We start from the raw sequence: 16,617 nt of genomic DNA on the forward strand, positions 1-16,617 counted from the left end.
TGATCTGTATGTATAACCAGTGCTTATTCCAGCCGCCTGACTCTGCATTTGTGATCGCTCATTCCGTCGAAGACCCGTTTTACTACCTGCACAATTTCCGCCAGGTTCTGCTGTGGGTCGAACAGCGCTATCAGGACTTGCTCGATGACCAAGAGCTGGCGTTCATCCAGGCTTTCAGCCAACTGGACGCACCAGCCCAAGCCTTGATGGTGCGCATGGTCATGCGCAAAGGCGAGCTGTTTCGCAGCGACCGGCTCGACTACGTTGAAATCGGCGATGCCGCGCTGGCACTGCAGCCGTTGCAGGCCTTGGGCTGGGTGCGAGAACCCGAGCAACTGGCACTGGAGCAACTGTTCGCCTTGCTGCGCAAAGACGAACTGGCCCGTTGCTTCGCCCCGCAACTGAGCCGCCCCCGCGCCGCCAAGCAGGATCTGCTGGCACAGTTGCAACCCTTGGAGCTGGCTGCCCGGTCACTGACCGAATGGTTCCCCGATAGCGAGGTACGCATTTTTCAGTGGTGCCTGCAGCCCCTGTGCGACCGCATGCGCTTGCTGTTCTTCGGTAATCTTTACCAGGACTGGTCAGAGTTCGTCCTTGCCGACCTTGGCTTGCTGCGCTACGAGCAGGTGCCGTTCAGCACTGACTCTCGTGCGTTGCAGCAACGCGCCGAGGTGGACTTGGCCATGGCACTGCATCAGTGTGCCGAGCGCCTGGAGCAGGGCAGCGACCCGCTGCCAATCCTCGCGGCCTTGCAGGGCCTGCACAGTGACAACCCCTGGCTGACCCGGCGCCATGCGCGGCTGCAATTCGCCCTGGGCCAACACTGCGAGCGCCTGGGCAAATGGGACCTGGCCATGGCCGTGTATGCGCAGTGCGACCATGCCCAGGCGCGTATCCGCCAGGTGCGGGTACTGGAGCGCAGCGAACAGTGGTCCCAGGCCCACGCACTGGCGTTGCAACTGGCCGCGGCACCTGCCAATGCGCTGGAAGTGCAGGCGCTGGAGCGCATGCTGCCACGCCTGGCGCGAAAACTCGGCGGCCCGCCACAACGGCGCCAGCGGGTTGCGCCACTGGCGCTGATCGAGCTCGAACTGCCCCGCGAGCACGCAGCTCTCGGCGTGGAGGAGGCCGTGCGTCAGCATCTGGCACAAGAGGGTGGCCAGGCACATTATGTGGAGAACACGCTATTCAACAGCCTGTTTGGCCTGTTGTGCTGGGAGGCCATCTTCGCGCCGGTGCCCGGTGCGTTCTTCAACCCGTTCCAGGCCGGGCCACAAGACCTGCACGACAGTGACTTCCAGCAACGGCGCAGTGCACTGTTCGATCGCTGCCTCGGTCGGCTCGACGATGGCAGCCATCGCCAGGCGATTCTCGACTGCTACAAGGCCAAGCAGGGTTTGCAGTCGCCGTTCGTGTTCTGGTCCATGCTCAGCGAGGACCTGCTGGTGCAGGCTTTGGCTTGCTTGCCGGCCGCCCAGTTGAAGCAGTGCTTCCTGCGCCTGTTGCAGGATATTCGCAGCAACCGTGCCGGCATGCCCGACCTGATCCAGTTCTGGCCCGAGCAGGGCCGTTATCGCATGGTCGAGGTCAAGGGGCCCGGTGACCGCCTGCAGGATAACCAACTGCGTTGGCTGGAATTCTGCAGGCAACACGGCCTGCCGGTCGCGGTGTGCCATGTACGCTGGAGCGAAACGACGTGAGCTACAGCGTGGCGGTGCGCGCCTTGTGCGAGTTCAGCGCCAAGGTCGGTGACCTGGACCTGCGCTTCACGCCGTCGCCCACCGCACAGGAGGGCATCGAAGGGCATCAGCGGGTGGTGGCTCGGCGCGCGGCTGGCTATGAGTCGGAAATCACCCTCGAAGGCCAGTTCGAAACGCTCAAGGTGCGCGGCCGTGCCGACGGATATGACCCGGCCAGCAATCGCCTGGAAGAGATCAAAACGCACCGTGGCGACCTGGCGCGTCAGCCGGCCAACCACCGTCAGTTGCACTGGGCGCAGGCCAAGGTTTATGGCTGGCTGATGTGTCAGGCACGACAGCTGCCGGCCATCGAGGTGGCGTTGGTGTACCTGGATGTGGACAGCGATGGGCAGACGCTGTTCAGTGAACACTACACGGCTACTGAACTGCGGGCCTTCTTCGAAACCCAGTGTCAGCGCTTTCTAGGCTGGGCTCAAGACCAGCAACGACGTTTGGCCGAACGCGACCAAGGCCTTCAGGCACTGGGTTTTCCCTACCCACAGTTCCGCCAGGGCCAACGGCAACTGGCCGAAACCTTGTACAAGGCGGTGAGCACCGGCCGTTGCCTGATGGCCCAGGCCAGCACCGGCATTGGCAAGACCCTCGGTACCTTGTTTCCGCTGCTCAAGGCCATGGTGCCGCAGCAGCTGGACAAACTGTTCTTTCTCACGGCCAAGACCCCGGGCCGGGCGCTGGCGCTGGATGCCATGCGCCAGATTACGGATGCAACGCCGCAGCCCGCGTTGCGCACCCTGGAGCTGATCGCCCGCGACAAAGCCTGCGAGTACCCGGACAAGGCCTGTCATGGCGAGTCCTGCCCATTGGCCGCGGGCTTCTACGACCGTTTGCCGGCAGTACGCGAGGCTGCGGCAGCACTGCCGTTGCTCGACCGCGCCAACCTGCGCGAAGTGGCCTTGGCACATCAGGTATGCCCGTACTACCTGGGCCAGGAGATGGCGCGCTGGGTCGATGTGCTGGTCGCCGACTACAACTACTACTTCGATGCGCATGCGCTGCTGTTCAGTCTTGCCCAGCTCCATCAGTGGCGCGTTGCGGTGCTGGTGGACGAAGCGCATAACCTGGTCGAGCGTGGGCGCGGCATGTACAGCGCCAGCCTCGACCAGGGCCAGTTGCTAGCATTGCGCCAGAGCAAACCGCACGGGCTTGGCAGTGCACTGGACCGGCTGAACCGGCAATGGAACGCACTGTATAAAGAGCAGCGTGCGCCGTATCAGGCCAGCGAGTCGCTGCCCGAAGGCTTGTTGCGCGCCTTGCAGCAGTGCATCGGGCTGATTCAGGATCAGATGAACCAGGCACCCGCGCACATGGACCCGCAGGTGTTGCAGTTCTTCTACCAGGCCTTGCAATTCACCCGGGTGGCCGAGCTGTTCGACGAGCACTTCCTGTTCGACATCAGCCAGCGCCAGGGGCCGCGCAAACGGCGGCTGGCCACTGTGTGCCTGCGCAACGTCAACCCGGCGCGCTTGCTGGCCCCGCGCATGCAGGCAGCGCGTAGCGTGACGCTGTTTTCCGCCACGCTGAGCCCGCGCCATTTCTACAGTGACCTGCTGGGCATGCCAGCCGACACCGCCTGGCTGGAAGTGGCCGCGCCGTTTCGCGCCGAGCAACTTGAAGTGCGGATTGCCAGCCAGGTGTCCACCCGTTACCAGCAGCGTCACGCCTCCCTGGGGCCAATCGTCGAGCTGATTGCCCAGCAGTATGGGCGAGTGCCGGGCAACTACCTGGCCTTCTTCAGCAGTTTCGAATACCTGCAGCAGGTGGCAGGGCTGTTGGCAGAGCGGCATGCGCAGATTCCGTTGTGGGCTCAGGAACCGGGTATGGACGAAGCGGCTCGCCAGGCATTTCTCGATCGTTTTGTCAGCGACGGCCAAGGCATCGGCTTCGCCGTATTGGGCGGTGCTTTCGGTGAGGGAGTGGATTTACCAGGCACGCGGCTGATCGGCGCGTTTGTCGCCACCCTCGGGCTGCCCCAGGTCAACCCGGTCAACGAACAGTTCAAGCAGCGCCTGGGGCGGCAATTTGGTGCGGGGTTCGATTACACCTATCTCTACCCGGGGGTGCGCAAGGTGATCCAGGCGGCGGGCCGGGTTATCCGAGGTGACCAGGACCGTGGCGTACTGGTGCTGATCGACGAACGCTTCGCCGAGCCCCGGGTGCAGCAAATGTTCCCGGGGTGGTGGCCGAAGGTTAGCCCGGCATGCCATCTGTCCGAGGCTGCAGCAAAATGGGCAGGTAATGGCGCAGGAACAGCAGCAGCGCCAGGCTCCAGCACAGCACCGAAAGGCTCACCCCCAGCGGTGTAAACAGCGGCAGAATCACCCGGGCCAGGGCTGCCAGCTGCATCAGGGCAAAGGCGCAGGCAATGCTCGCGGGCACCTGCAATGGCCTGCCGGTGTGGCCCAGGCTGACCCGCGCCATCATGGCCAGAATCAGCCCGGTCATGGCGCCAACCGTCAGGGCATGGGTCACCAGGCTCGGGTTCAGTGCCACCCCTGCGTGCCACAGCGCCATACCCAGGCAGGCGAGGGCGATCCAGGCGTAGGCCAGGTGCAGCGACCACAACAGTGGTACACGCCATAGGCCGCGGTCATGCCACAGCACCAGGCGGGTCGTGTGCAACGCGAACAGGGTAAAGAACAGCAGCGCCAGGCTGGCATGCGGCGTATCGGCAAGGCTGGTGGCAAACGCCAGAGGTACTGCCACGCTGAGCAACAGACAGGCACGGTCCAGCCAGGGGCGGGATGGGGCCGCACCCATGTTGCCCAATCCACGCCGGGTAAAGAGCGGAATGACCCGGCCGCCTAGCACGGTCATCATCGCCGCCACCAGCCATAACCCGGCAAACACCCCACGACGCTGCCACAGTTCGTCCTGGCGCAGCCAGCCGACCAGAGTCAGCCACTGGCAGGCGGCAATCAGCAGCACCAGGCCGACGATCGGGTAGTTATTGCGCAGGCGCCGTTGCACGATCGGCCGCGCCAGGTTTAGCGCCACCAACGGTAGGAAGCTGCCCTCGATCAGCACCAGCAAGCCACTCGGCAGCGGCAGGAACCAGCTCGCCCGACCCAGCAGCCAAAGCAGGAACACACCCTGCAGCGCCCGCCCGCTCAAACCCGGAATGCCGCTCCAGTTTTGCACAGCGGTCAGCAGAAAACCCGCGATAATGGCCGCGACAAATCCGTAAAGCATCTCGTGGCGGTGCCAGGCGAGCATGCTGCCGGGGGGCGCGGGGTTCAACACGCCGGCCAACACACCGGCCCATAACAACAGAGCGACCAGCGCAAACAAACTGCCGCCCAGGAACAAAGGGCGAAAACCCAGGCCCCAGACGGCCTGGCGTGGACGTGAAGCGACGGGTTGCACGAGCATGGGGGCTCCTTGGTTCGTTCAGGGGGCTTCAATTGGGGTAAGATCACGAACCGTGCCAGTTGCAAAGCCCTTGAATATCAAGGTGATGGCACTTATCAGGGTCCGAATGACATACGCGTTGTGCGGTCATTTGGACTTGTTTGTATGTCGTTTTGACTTGCTTCAGGGTTTGCCCGGTTCTCTGCCGGCCGCCGCTTCGCTACAGGGTTCACGTTTTGTCCGATCTCTCCAAAAATCCGCTGCTGCAGTACATGGCCCGTCTGGCCTCATCCAGCCAGCAAACCATGCGCTACATCCTTCAGGACGCCGCCGATCGGCTGGGCTTTGTCGACTGCAACATAGTCGATGTGCCCTGGCATCGGCTCGAGCCCGGCCATGTGATCGCGCTGGTGGCTGCCCTGCGTGCCGACGGATACGCGCCCAACAGCTCGTCGCTGTACGTCAATGCGATTCGCGGGGTGATGAACGAGGCCTGGCGCCAGGGCTTGATCGATCATGAGCAGCTGTTACGCATTCGCGAGGTCAAGCCAGCCACTGGCACCCGCCTGCCACCCGGGCGCAACCTGCGGCGCAGCCTGATTCGCGAGCTGATGGATGTGTGTGCGGCCGACCCACGACCGCAGGGCGTACGCGATGCGGCGATCATAGCCTTGCTATACGGCACCGGCATGCGCAAGTCGGAGTCGGTCGACATCGACCTGAACCAGGTCGACTTCGACGCGCGCAGCCTACAGGTGGTGGGCAAGGGCAACCACCAGCTGGTCAAGTACGCCCCGCCGTGGGCATTCGAGAAGTTGCAGGCGTGGCTCGACCTGCGCCGCCAGGACCTGCCTGCCGGGGCGGAAGATGACCCGTTCCTGTTCAACCGCATCCGCCGCGGCAGCCACATTACCCGGGCGCGCATTACCAAACATGCGATTTACTACATCGCCCGCCAGCGCGGCGCGCAGGTGGGGGTGAAGATCATGCCGCACGACTTCCGTCGGGCATTCATCACCCGGGTGATCGAAGAGCACGACCTGTCGATTGCGCAGAAGCTGGCACACCATGCCAACATCCAGACCACGGCCATCTATGACCGGCGCGATGACAACGAACGCCGCCGCGCGGTGGACCGCTTCGATTACTGAGTCTTGATGCTTTGGGGCCATTTTGCAGCCCCAATCGCACTTCTGCTGGCACCGAAACAGGGCCAAAGCGCGCCCCCGCTTTGTGCGCTATCCCCCTGTGTGCCCGATGCCAGAGCGGCTACGGCAAAAGTTTCATCTGCCTTCACCTGCGGAGTTGGCCCGCAAACTGCTATATCCAGCCTGCGAATTTGATCGAGTGGTCAGGCCGTGCGCGCTAGCAGCCGCCCGCGCCGGACCCTCTAAACGGCCAGCAGGCCACGGATTTCAGGGGCCGCAGGATGTCGCTCGCGGAGCAGATCGAACAACAACAAGACGATGCAGGCTGGAGCGCCCACCTGCAGTTGCGCTTTGTCAGGCGCGACGACGTGACCCGCCTTGGTGCGCGGCGGCATTTCGGACCTCTTTTGGTGCAGCGGCCTTTTTATCCTGAAGGTGCGCCGTGCCATGTCTATGTGTTGCACCCGCCGGGGGGCATCGTCGCCGGCGACCGGCTGGAACTCGACATCCACCTGGAGCCCGGCAGCCACGCGCTGCTGACCATGCCCGGTGCCAGCAAGTTCTACCGCAGCATCGGCCCCACCGCACGGCTGACCCAGCGTTTTCGGCTGGCTGCTGGCAGCACCCTGGAGTGGCTGCCGCAAGACAGCATCTTCTTCTCCGGCGCCCGCGCCAGCCTCGACAGCCGTTTCAGCCTCGAACCCGGGGCACGGTTGCTGGCCTGGGAAACCTTGTGCCTCGGGCGCCCGGTCATGAACGAGCGTTTCGAGCAGGGCGCGCTGGACAGCCGTCTGCACATTGAACTGCCCGACGAAGTCGGCCTGCATGAACGCCTGCGTGTCGAAGGCGGGCGCCTGGACAAGCTCGGCGGCCACCCGCTGCTCGCCACGTTCTGTGCGGCACCGGCCGACCAGACCGTGCTGGAGCAGGTTCGGCTGCTGCTGGATGAACTGGCCAACCCGGCCGGCGCGACCCTGCTGGGGTCGTTGCTGGTCATCCGTGCGCTCGACCACGACAACCAACACCTGCAACGCACCCTGCAACGCCTGTGGCATGTGCTGCGCCCGGCCGTCCTTGGCCTGCCAGCGTGCCCACCACGCATTTGGGCCACCTGAGAGAGCGCCATGGAGCTGACCCCGAGAGAGAAAGACAAATTGCTGCTGTTCACCGCTGCCTTGCTGGCGGAACGGCGCCTGGCCCGTGGCCTGAAGCTGAACTACCCGGAAGCAGTGGCGCTGATCAGTGCCGCTGTGCTCGAAGGCGCGCGCGATGGCCGCACGGTGGCCGAGTTGATGAGCCTGGGGCGCGAGGTGCTGACCCGCGAGCAGGTGATGCCCGGCATTGCCGAAATGCTCCACGACGTGCAAGTCGAAGCGACCTTCCCGGATGGCACCAAGCTGGTGACCGTACATGACCCCATCGTCTGATCCTGCCCAGGAGCCCCGCATGATCCCAGGTGAAATCCAGGTCGCTGATGGCGACATCGAACTGAACAGTGGCCGGGAAACCGTCAGCGTCAGCGTAGCCAACCACGGCGACCGACCGGTGCAGGTCGGCTCGCACTACCACTTCTACGAAGTCAACGATGCGCTGGTGTTCGACCGTGCGCCAACCTTGGGCTTTCGTCTGGACATTCCGGCCGGCACGGCCGTGCGTTTCGAGCCGGGCCAGGCGCGCACCGTGCACTTGGTGGCCTACGCCGGCAAGCGTGAAGTCTATGGCTTCCAGGGCAAGGTGATGGGCCCGCTGGAGGGCAGGGCATGAGCCGTATTTCGCGCCAGGCCTATGCCGACATGTTCGGCCCCACGGTGGGCGACCGCGTGCGCCTGGCTGACACGGCGCTGTGGGTTGAGGTAGAGAAGGACTTCACGGTCTATGGCGAAGAAGTGAAGTTCGGCGGCGGCAAGGTGATCCGCGACGGCATGGGGCAGGGCCAGATGCTGGCTGCCGAAGCCATGGATCTGGTGCTGACCAACGCCCTGATCATCGACCACTGGGGCATCGTCAAGGCCGATATCGGCATCAAGCACGGGCGCATCGCGGTGATCGGCAAGGCCGGTAACCCTGATGTACAGCCGGGCGTGAATGTACCGGTCGGGCCAGGTACCGAAGTGATCGCGGCCGAAGGCAAGATCGTCACCGCTGGCGGTGTGGACTCGCATATCCATTTCATCTGCCCGCAGCAGGTAGATGAGGCGTTGAACAGTGGCGTCACCACCTTCATCGGCGGCGGCACCGGGCCGGCCACCGGCACCAATGCCACCACCTGCACGCCCGGCCCTTGGTACTTGGCGCGCATGCTGCAGGCCGCCGACAGCCTGCCGATCAACATCGGTTTGCTGGGCAAGGGCAATGCCTCCCGGCCTGAAGCGCTGCGTGAGCAGATCGCCGCGGGTGCTGTCGGCCTCAAACTGCATGAAGACTGGGGGTCTACGCCGGCCGCGATCGACTGTTGCCTGGGTGTGGCCGAGGAAATGGACATCCAGGTGGCGATCCACACCGACACGCTCAACGAGTCCGGTTGCATCGAAGACACCTTGGCGGCCATCGGCGACCGCACCATCCATACCTTCCACACCGAAGGTGCCGGCGGTGGCCATGCGCCGGACATCATTCGTGCGGCAGGGCAGGCCAACGTGTTGCCTTCCTCGACCAACCCGACCCTGCCATACACGGTCAACACCGTGGACGAGCACCTGGACATGCTCATGGTCTGCCACCACCTGGACCCAAGCATTGCCGAGGACGTGGCCTTTGCGGAATCACGTATCCGCCGCGAAACCATCGCTGCCGAGGACATCCTCCACGACATGGGCGCTTTTGCCATGACGTCGTCCGACTCCCAGGCCATGGGCCGGGTCGGGGAAGTGGTACTGCGCACCTGGCAGGTCGCTCACCAGATGAAGCTGCGCCGCGGGCCTTTGGCACCCGACACGGCCTACAGCGATAACTTCCGGGTCAAGCGCTACATCGCCAAGTACACCATCAACCCGGCACTCACCCATGGCATCGGTCACGAAGTGGGTTCGGTAGAGGCGGGCAAGCTGGCCGATCTGGTGTTGTGGTCGCCAGCGTTCTTCGCGGTCAAGCCGGCGCTGGTGATCAAGGGCGGGATGATCGTCACCGCGCCCATGGGCGACATCAACGGCTCTATCCCCACACCGCAGCCGGTGCACTACCGGCCCATGTTCGGCGCCCTCGGCGCAGCACGGCATGCCACGCGCATGACCTTCCTGCCCCAGGCGGCCATGGACCGCGGCCTGGCTGAAGAGCTGAACCTGCGCAGCCTGATAGGTGTGGTCAACGGCTGCCGCCGGGTGCGTAAGCCGGACATGGTCCACAACACCTTGCAGCCGCTGATCGAGGTCGATGCGCAAACCTACCAGGTGCGTGCCGATGGCGAGCTGCTGGTCTGCGAGCCGGCCAGCGAACTGCCGCTGGCCCAGCGTTATTTCCTGTTTTGAAGGAGCACCGATGATTGTCTTGACCCGCCGCATCATCGAGCCCGGCACGCTCACCGAAACCGGCACTGTCACCCTGGATGTGGACAGCCGCATCAAGAGCCGCCTGCGCGTGACCCTGGACGATGGCCGCGAAGCCGGCTTGATGCTCGAACGCGGCCACCTGCTACGCGGGGGAGAGTTGCTTGCCGATGCCGATGGCGGCCAGTTGATTCGCGTGCTGGCGGCGCCCGAAAGGGTGTCTACGGTGCGCTGTGCCGATCCACATCTGTTGGCTCGTGCGGCCTATCACCTGGGTAACCGCCATGTGCCGCTGCAGATCGAGCCTGGCCTGTTGCGTTTCCAGCACGACCATGTACTGGACGACATGTTGCGTGGCCTGGGCCTGACGGTAGAGGCCGAACAGGCACCGTTCGAGCCCGAAGCGGGCGCCTACCAGAGTGCGCCACATGGCCACAGCCATGCCCACGGCAACGATCACCCGTTCGTACGCCTGCCTGCCCATTCCTGAACTGCCCTGGAGCAACCCATGAAAAAGACGTTCGCCCTGTTTCTACTGATGCTGGCGCTGCCAGCTTTCGCTCACCCTGGCCACGACAGTAACCCGCTGCAGGATGGTCTGCTGCACCCGCTGACCGGGCTTGACCACCTGCTGATGCTGCTGGGTACCGGCGTGCTTGCCGCACTGACCCGGCGCAACCTGACGCTGCCCCTGGCAACCTTGGCGGCGATGTTTGGCGGGGCGGTATGTGGCCACCTGTTTGGTGACATGCTGGGTATGGAAACCCTGATTGCCGTGTCGCTGCTGGTGGCTGCCGGGGCGTTGCTGCTGCCAAGCCGGCAGTTGCTGCTGGCCATGGCCATGCCGGTGTTCGCCCTGTTCCACGGCTGGGCCCATGGCGTGGAAGCCACGCCAAGCGCGTTCTGGCAGTTCAGTGCTGGCTTCGTCACGGTCAGTGGCCTGCTGTTGGCGGCAGGTTTTGCGGTGGGTTGCCTGCTGCGCCGCCACAGTGGCCTGCAGAAGGCCTTTGGCGGTGGCCTGCTAGCGGGCGCCGCGCTGGTGCTGGCCGGTTGATGAACAGCGACCTGGCGTTGCTGCGCCTGCTGCAGCTGGCCAGCCCTGGCTTGCCGGTGGGCGGCTTCACATACTCGCAAGGCCTGGAGTGGGCGGTCGAGGCGGGCTGGGTGAAGGGCGTGGACGGCTTCGCTGCCTGGCAGCGCGAGCAGGTCGAAGACACCTTGGCTTGCCTCGACTGGCCGGTGCTGGCGCGCCTGTATCACGCTTGTCAGGCTGAGGACGCTGAGGCGTTCGGCCATTGGAGCCGCTTCTTGCTGGCCAACCGCGAAACCGCTGAGCTGCGCCTGGAAGAACAGCAGCGTGGTGCGGCGTTGGCGCGGCTGCTCGACGGCTGGCAACTGGGCCAGTCACCGGCCTGGCGCGCCAGCCTTGAATTGACCCAGTTGGGCGGTATGGCCTGGCTGGCAGCGCAGTGGGCCATCCCGCTGCGCCAACTGGCCCTGGGCCATGGCTTTGCCTGGCTGGAGGGTGCGGTCATGGCCGGGGTCAAGCTGGTGCCGTTCGGCCAGCAGGCTGCCCAGACCTTGTTGCGCGACCTGGGCGCCGAACTGCCCGCTGCCCTTGACCAGGCACTGGCCCTGAGCGATGACCAGCTCGGTGGGGGCCTGCCCTTGCTGGCCATTGCCTCATCGCGTCATGAAACCCAATACACCCGTTTGTTCCGTTCCTGAGGACTGCCTTCATGCAAAGCTATCAACAACCCCTGCGCGTCGGTGTCGGCGGCCCGGTCGGTTCCGGCAAGACCGCACTGCTGGAAGCACTGTGCAAGGCCATGCGCGACCACTACCAGATCGCCGTGGTTACCAACGACATCTACACCAAGGAAGACCAGCGCATCCTCACCGAGGCCGGCGCACTGGAGCCGGAGCGTATTGTGGGCGTGGAAACCGGCGGTTGCCCGCACACGGCCATTCGTGAAGACGCCTCGATGAACCTGGCTGCCGTTGAGGCGCTGGCGCGCAAGTTTGGCAACCTGGAGGTGATCTTCGTTGAAAGCGGCGGTGACAATCTCAGTGCCACGTTCAGCCCGGAGCTGGCCGACCTGACCATTTATGTGATCGACGTGGCCGAGGGCGAGAAAATCCCCCGCAAGGGCGGCCCGGGCATCACCAAGTCGGACTTCCTGGTCATCAACAAGACCGACCTGGCGCCTTATGTAGGCGCTTCATTGGACGTGATGGAGCGCGACACCCAGCGCATGCGGCCGCAGCGGCCCTGGACGTTCAGTAACCTGAAGAAGGGCGAAGGGTTGCAGGCGGTGATCGACTTCATCGTCGAGCGCGGGATGCTGGGTGTTCGCGGGCCTGCCCTGACGCCAGTCAGTTAAGCAGTTGGGGCCGCAAAGCGGCCCCAAAGTTCCGTGCGTGCTTCCTGGGTCATTTGTGGCAGCAGTGTAGTTTGTCCTGGGACCCTTCATACTGATCATGGTGCCGCACCCAGTCCATGGTCCCGCCTTCGTTGCGCCCCAATGGCGCAATGTCCAGGAAGTTGTAGGTATTGACCAGAATGTCCAGCCCACGGGCATAGGTCGAGTAGGTGTGGTAAACGCTGCCGTCCGCTTCGCGGTAGAACGCGCTCAAGCCAGGCAACTCGCTTTCACTGCCGTCATATGGCTCATAGTTGTACTGGCGTTCCCCCTCGCTGCCCACACTGACGCCAAAGTCCTCGTTGAAGCCGCTGCTGTGTGACGAGTACCAGGGGAACTGCCAGCCCATGCGCCGGCGAAACGCCTGGAACTCTGCGTACGGTGCCCGTGATACCGCCACCAGCGACACGTCGTGGTGTGCCAGGTGCAGGTTGGCGCCATCAAAATGGTCCGCCAGGAACGAACAGCCGGGGCAGCCTTCACTCCAGCCTTCGGCGAACATGAAGTGATAAAGCAGTAGCTGGCTGTGGCCTGCGAACAGGTCAGCCAGGCTCAGTTCGCCGTCCGGCCCCTGGAAGCGATAGTCGTGCTCGACCTTGACCCAGGGTAGGGCGCGGCGGGCTGCGGACAGCGCGTCTCGCTGGTGGGTAAAGGCCTTTTCGTGCAGCCACAGTTGCCGGCGGGCCGCCAGCCATTGGCTACGCGAAACCACCTGGTGCCTGCTTTCGCTTGTGCTCATGGTGCTGTCTCCACACTGGGGATTCACACACTAGTCGAGCACGCGTTTGCCGATTCGACAGGCACAGGTAGCCGGGCGATGAGTGGTTATCCGCTCAGCCCGAATGGGCAATGTGCCCCTCGGTCAGTTCATCTGCGGTGTCATCCTCACCGGGCAGGGCGGTGATCACACTGAAGTCACTGACTTCCACCTTACCGCCGCCATACCCCAGCAAATGGAAGGAGAACGCTTTGCGCTCGGTCGGGTTGTCGAAGCTGAATTCCATTTCCAGTGGCTCGTCGGCGGTGACCTTCACCTCGGCAGGTAGGCCCAGTGGTACGTCTTGCTCCAGTTGCTTGGCTTTGAGCTGGATGTAGGCGACACGCTTGGGGTCCAGCGAGCGCACTTTCACCCGCACGCGAGTGTGCGAGCCCTCCGGCATTTCAAGGTACTGGGCGCCGATCAGGTTATCGGCCCAATCATCGTGAATGCGCTTGCGCAACTTGATCGGCGAAGGGCCGCCGAACTGGTAACGCAGGTTAAGCGGGGTTTGCAGCAGGGACTGGTCGAGCACCCCGGCCAGGGCGCCGATTTGCTGGCCGAGCAGGCTGTCGCCCGGGCCCAGGTAGCGGGCCTGGTCGGCAATGAAGCCCTCACTGGCATAACGCCGGCAGCGCTGCTGGAAGTCACACTCGGTAAAGACGCCTTGGCCGTCGTGGTAGCGCAGCATGCCATTGGTGTAGGAAATCATTTCGCGGCCGGTATCGTAGTCGCGGTACAGCGAGCGCCCCCCAAGCGCTATTGGAATGGGCAGTGCAAAGTAGTCGAGTATGGAGGTGGCCAGGTCGATATGGCCGTACGTTCCGCGTTTGATGTTTGGCAGTTGCGCCTGCTCCGGCGCCAGGGTGAGGTTGAAGCCCCACGACGACGCCAGGCGCACGCCGTCGATGCCGTGGGACTCGTCGGAGGTCACCACCACCAACGTGTCCTTGAGCACGCCCTGGCGTTCCAGGTTGTCGAGAAACGCCCCGAGCGCATCGTCCAGGTAGGCGACCGCAGCCTGTTTTGGCGTGTCATAGCGCGCCAGGTACTCGGCGGGTGCCGAATACGGCTGGTGCGTGCCCACGGTGAGCAGCGTCAGCATCCAGGGCTTGTCCTGCTTCTGCAGCTGGCCGACGTAGTCCAAGGCACCTTCGAAGAAGGCCCGGTCATCCTTGCCCCAGGGGAAGTCCAGATAGTTCTTGTTGCGGAACCACTCCAGGCCGTGCACAGAATCGAAGCCGATATGCGGCATGATGCGGTCCTTGGCCATGAAGCGCAGGCCGGCACCTTGCAGGTAGTGCGTGGTAAAGCCGGCCTGGCGTAGCTGCGCCGGCAGGCAGGCCTGGTTGCGTTCGTTCTGGGTCAGCAGCTCTACGCCCTTGGGTGTGCCATTGGCCAGTTTGTCGTAGTCACCACACAGCATCGCGTACAGGCCGCGGATGGTCTGGTGGGTGTGCAGCACATAGTCCGGGGTGTTCATGCCGCGCTCGGCCCACTGGCTGACCTTGGGCATCAGGTCTTCGTCGAAGCGGCTGTGCAGGGCCTGGCGGTTGGGCCGAAGGTACGCCCCTGGGATACCTTCCACCGTGATGACCAGCAGGTTGCGCGCGCTGCCTGGGCCGGCCAGCAGGCGCTGGCCATGCAAGTCGGATTGAGTCAGGCCGCTGCTGGCCAGCGGCGTGAACGTTTGTGTGCGGCCCATCCAGCTCTCGACCGTGCGCTCCAGGGTGCCGACCCCGGCAGACATCAGCTGGTGGGTGAGGTTGTATTGCCGCCACTGGTCGGCGTCGCTAGGTACCAGCTGTTGGCTGCCCCAGTGGCCAGCGAACAGCAGCACGGGGATGGCCCAGGCCTTGCGCGGCAGCGGCCTGCTGCGCTGGGCGCGGCTGCGCCAGGCAATGGCCAGCCACGTCAGTAGGCCAATGCCCATGGTCAGCGGCAGCCAGGCATGGGCAAGGCCGCCACCGGTCGAATTCTCCATGAATTGCGGGTCGACGAGGTACGTCAGGTCGGCGCTGGTGGGCAACCGGCCCACTGCGCTCACGAGTTCGGCCGAAGCCACCCACAGGGCAGCCCAGGCCAGCAGCACGGGCAGGGCCAGCCACCATGGCCGACGGTGCAGCAGCAAGACCAGCAGGCTGCCGAGGGCGAGGTCGGACAGGTAACCGAGCGGGTTGGACCAACCCAGCATGGCGCGCGTACCCAGTGGGATCACCAGCACCAGGGCTGCCAAGGCGGCAAGCCGGGTACGTGGGTGGTCTGACAGGTTCTTCACAAAAACTTCCCTTTTGCCATTAAATCGTCATGCATCTGTGCTGGATGATAACAGGCCGGGGAAGGGAAAGCGGTTCGCTACAAGGCTGGTAACCAAAAGCCGGGCCCGCTTGCACGGGACCGGCCGAGGGCAAGTATCAGAAGTAGTAGGGGAATTTCAGGCTGAAGGAAAAGTCGGGTGCATCTTCGGTCAGACCAATGGACAGGTTGGGGACGATGGTCAGGTTGTTGGTGGCGGCGAAGGTCATGCCGATGTTGAAGTTGGCGGCGTTGTAGTCGCTGTTGGTTATCGATTGCCAGTCGCCGCCATCCGGTTTGATCTTGCTCTTGCGAGCGAACTGGTCAGATACCGAGAACGACATGCTCATTTTTTCGTTTAGGGCAAAGGCGATACCACCGCCAATCTGCCAGGAATCGCCGAGTTTCACGTCACCTGGCACCTTGCTGTTGACCTGCGCGCTGATGTCGCTGAACGAGTCCTGCATGTTGTAGGTGTACGAAAGGCTGCCGAACAGCACGGCCGGATCGAAGGTCTTGACCAGCGAGATGCCAGGGGTAATCGACCACACACCGTTGCCGGTAGGCAGGCTTTCTGGCGCTGCCAGGTTGGTGTTACCTTCGACTTCTCGCAGCTTGATGCCATAGGGGTCCTTGCCGGTCGGTGCCTTGACCCGCAGGGTGGCGACAGCGTCAGGCCAGGTTTCGTCCTCGTCGAGAAACTTATAGGCCACCCCGACGTTGATATCGCCGATTTCCGGGTCGCGGGTGACGGTAGCATCGGAGACGGTGGCCCCTGCGCCTCCGGCACCGCTGGAGGAGTAGGTGGACTCGCGGTACACCACTGGGACGTTGATGTCGAACTGCCAGCGCTGTGCCAGGTTGTAGCGCGCAGTCATGTCCAGGGTCCAGTTGTCAGCCTTGATACGATCGAGGTTGATACTGCCGAGAAAGATCGAGTCCAGCGCCAGGAAGCCATTGAGCGTTAGCGCACGGGTATCGTAATGGGTGTAGGTGACACCCGTTTCGAAGCTGAACTTACCCCCGCCAAAGAACCCGCTGGCTTCGTCATACAGGTTGGAAACGCTCTGCGCCGGCTCCGAGTCGGCGGTCAGCGCCTGGCCGTAGGAACTGCTGGCGGTCCCCGGCGCGCCGGATGCGACCGTCTGCGCGCCCTTGACCCCCTCGGCGGGGGATTTGACCAGGCGTTTGGGTTGCGCTGCTGCAGGGGCTTCTTCGACCTGGCGTACGCGCTGCTCCAGCACCATCAGCGCTTGCTGCTGGGCTTCGTAACGGCGTTTAAGCTCGATCAGTTCCTGCTTGAGGGCCTCGACCTGAGGGTCGGCAGCTGCGTAGAGCATTGTGGCCGGGGCCAAGGTAGTCAAACACACAAAAGCTTTGAGCGTTAAAGATCGGTGCATGGAT

At 63.8% G+C, this 16,617-nt stretch carries 15 protein-coding genes; 11 read left to right on the forward strand and 4 right to left on the reverse strand.

What is annotated here, in order from left to right; genetic code table 11:
- Positions 1-50: 50 nt before the first annotated feature.
- Both QQL85_RS10440 and QQL85_RS10445 read left to right on the forward strand, forming a co-directional pair.
- Positions 51-1,700 (forward strand): VRR-NUC domain-containing protein, encoded by a 1,650-nt coding sequence (locus QQL85_RS10440; protein WP_284353806.1) that lies wholly within the window; start codon positions 51-53, stop codon positions 1,698-1,700.
- Complete coding sequence (locus QQL85_RS10445) at positions 1,697-4,063, forward strand: ATP-dependent DNA helicase (RefSeq protein WP_284353805.1); 2,367 nt, start codon at positions 1,697-1,699, stop codon at positions 4,061-4,063. Before QQL85_RS10440 ends, QQL85_RS10445 begins: the two co-directional genes overlap by 4 nt.
- Here the strand turns inward: QQL85_RS10445 and QQL85_RS10450 are convergent.
- On the reverse strand, positions 3,948-5,129 hold the full coding sequence (locus QQL85_RS10450) for an NnrS family protein (RefSeq protein WP_284353804.1): 1,182 nt from the start codon (positions 5,127-5,129) through the stop codon (positions 3,948-3,950). The genes QQL85_RS10445 and QQL85_RS10450 overlap by 116 nt on opposite strands.
- A gap of 215 nt (positions 5,130-5,344) precedes the next feature.
- Here QQL85_RS10450 and QQL85_RS10455 point away from each other — a divergent pair, with 215 nt between their 5' ends.
- The 9 genes from QQL85_RS10455 (at position 5,345) to ureG (ending at position 12,122) form a co-directional block, all read left to right on the forward strand.
- Entirely contained in the window at positions 5,345-6,259 is a 915-nt protein-coding gene (locus QQL85_RS10455) for a site-specific integrase (protein WP_284353803.1), read from the forward strand.
- A 278-nt stretch (positions 6,260-6,537) separates the two neighbouring features.
- Positions 6,538-7,371, forward strand: a complete 834-nt coding sequence (locus QQL85_RS10460) for an urease accessory protein UreD (RefSeq protein ID WP_284353802.1) — start codon at positions 6,538-6,540, stop codon at positions 7,369-7,371.
- Positions 7,372-7,380: 9 nt separating this feature from the next.
- Positions 7,381-7,683, forward strand: a complete 303-nt coding sequence (locus QQL85_RS10465) for an urease subunit gamma (RefSeq protein ID WP_003253929.1) — start codon at positions 7,381-7,383, stop codon at positions 7,681-7,683.
- 19 nt (positions 7,684-7,702) lie between these two features.
- Positions 7,703-8,020 carry an urease subunit beta gene (locus tag QQL85_RS10470; protein WP_284353801.1) on the forward strand — a complete coding sequence of 106 codons (318 nt, stop codon included), beginning with the start codon at positions 7,703-7,705 and terminating at the stop codon, positions 8,018-8,020.
- Entirely contained in the window at positions 8,017-9,720 is a 1,704-nt protein-coding gene (gene ureC / locus QQL85_RS10475; protein WP_284353800.1) for an urease subunit alpha, read from the forward strand. The genes QQL85_RS10470 and ureC overlap by 4 nt, the downstream gene beginning before the upstream one ends.
- Positions 9,721-9,730: 10 nt before the next feature.
- The gene (gene ureE, locus QQL85_RS10480; RefSeq protein ID WP_284353799.1) at positions 9,731-10,228 is read left to right on the forward strand and encodes an urease accessory protein UreE; all 498 of its coding nucleotides are present in this window, start codon (positions 9,731-9,733) and stop codon (positions 10,226-10,228) included.
- A gap of 18 nt (positions 10,229-10,246) precedes the next feature.
- Complete coding sequence (locus tag QQL85_RS10485; RefSeq protein ID WP_284353798.1) at positions 10,247-10,792, forward strand: HupE/UreJ family protein; 546 nt, start codon at positions 10,247-10,249, stop codon at positions 10,790-10,792.
- Positions 10,792-11,466 carry an urease accessory protein UreF gene (locus tag QQL85_RS10490; RefSeq protein ID WP_284353797.1) on the forward strand — a complete coding sequence of 225 codons (675 nt, stop codon included), beginning with the start codon at positions 10,792-10,794 and terminating at the stop codon, positions 11,464-11,466. The genes QQL85_RS10485 and QQL85_RS10490 overlap by 1 nt, the downstream gene beginning before the upstream one ends.
- A gap of 11 nt (positions 11,467-11,477) precedes the next feature.
- Entirely contained in the window at positions 11,478-12,122 is a 645-nt protein-coding gene (gene ureG, locus QQL85_RS10495) for an urease accessory protein UreG (protein WP_284353796.1), read from the forward strand.
- A 49-nt stretch (positions 12,123-12,171) separates the two neighbouring features.
- Here ureG and QQL85_RS10500 read toward each other — a convergent pair whose 3' ends face one another.
- The 3 genes from QQL85_RS10500 to QQL85_RS10510 form a co-directional block, all read right to left on the reverse strand.
- Positions 12,172-12,900 carry a DUF899 domain-containing protein gene (locus QQL85_RS10500; protein WP_284353795.1) on the reverse strand — a complete coding sequence of 243 codons (729 nt, stop codon included), beginning with the start codon at positions 12,898-12,900 and terminating at the stop codon, positions 12,172-12,174.
- A gap of 94 nt (positions 12,901-12,994) precedes the next feature.
- Entirely contained in the window at positions 12,995-15,196 is a 2,202-nt protein-coding gene (locus QQL85_RS10505) for an LTA synthase family protein (RefSeq protein ID WP_284353794.1), read from the reverse strand.
- A 136-nt stretch (positions 15,197-15,332) separates the two neighbouring features.
- A complete protein-coding gene (locus QQL85_RS10510; protein WP_284353793.1) occupies positions 15,333-16,613 on the reverse strand; it encodes a hypothetical protein in 1,281 nt (426 codons plus the stop codon).
- Positions 16,614-16,617 lie beyond the last annotated feature (4 nt).

Origin of the sequence: Pseudomonas putida (assembly GCF_030159595.1) — a bacterium.
Classification (GTDB): Bacteria; Pseudomonadota; Gammaproteobacteria; order Pseudomonadales; family Pseudomonadaceae; genus Aquipseudomonas; species Aquipseudomonas putida_AC.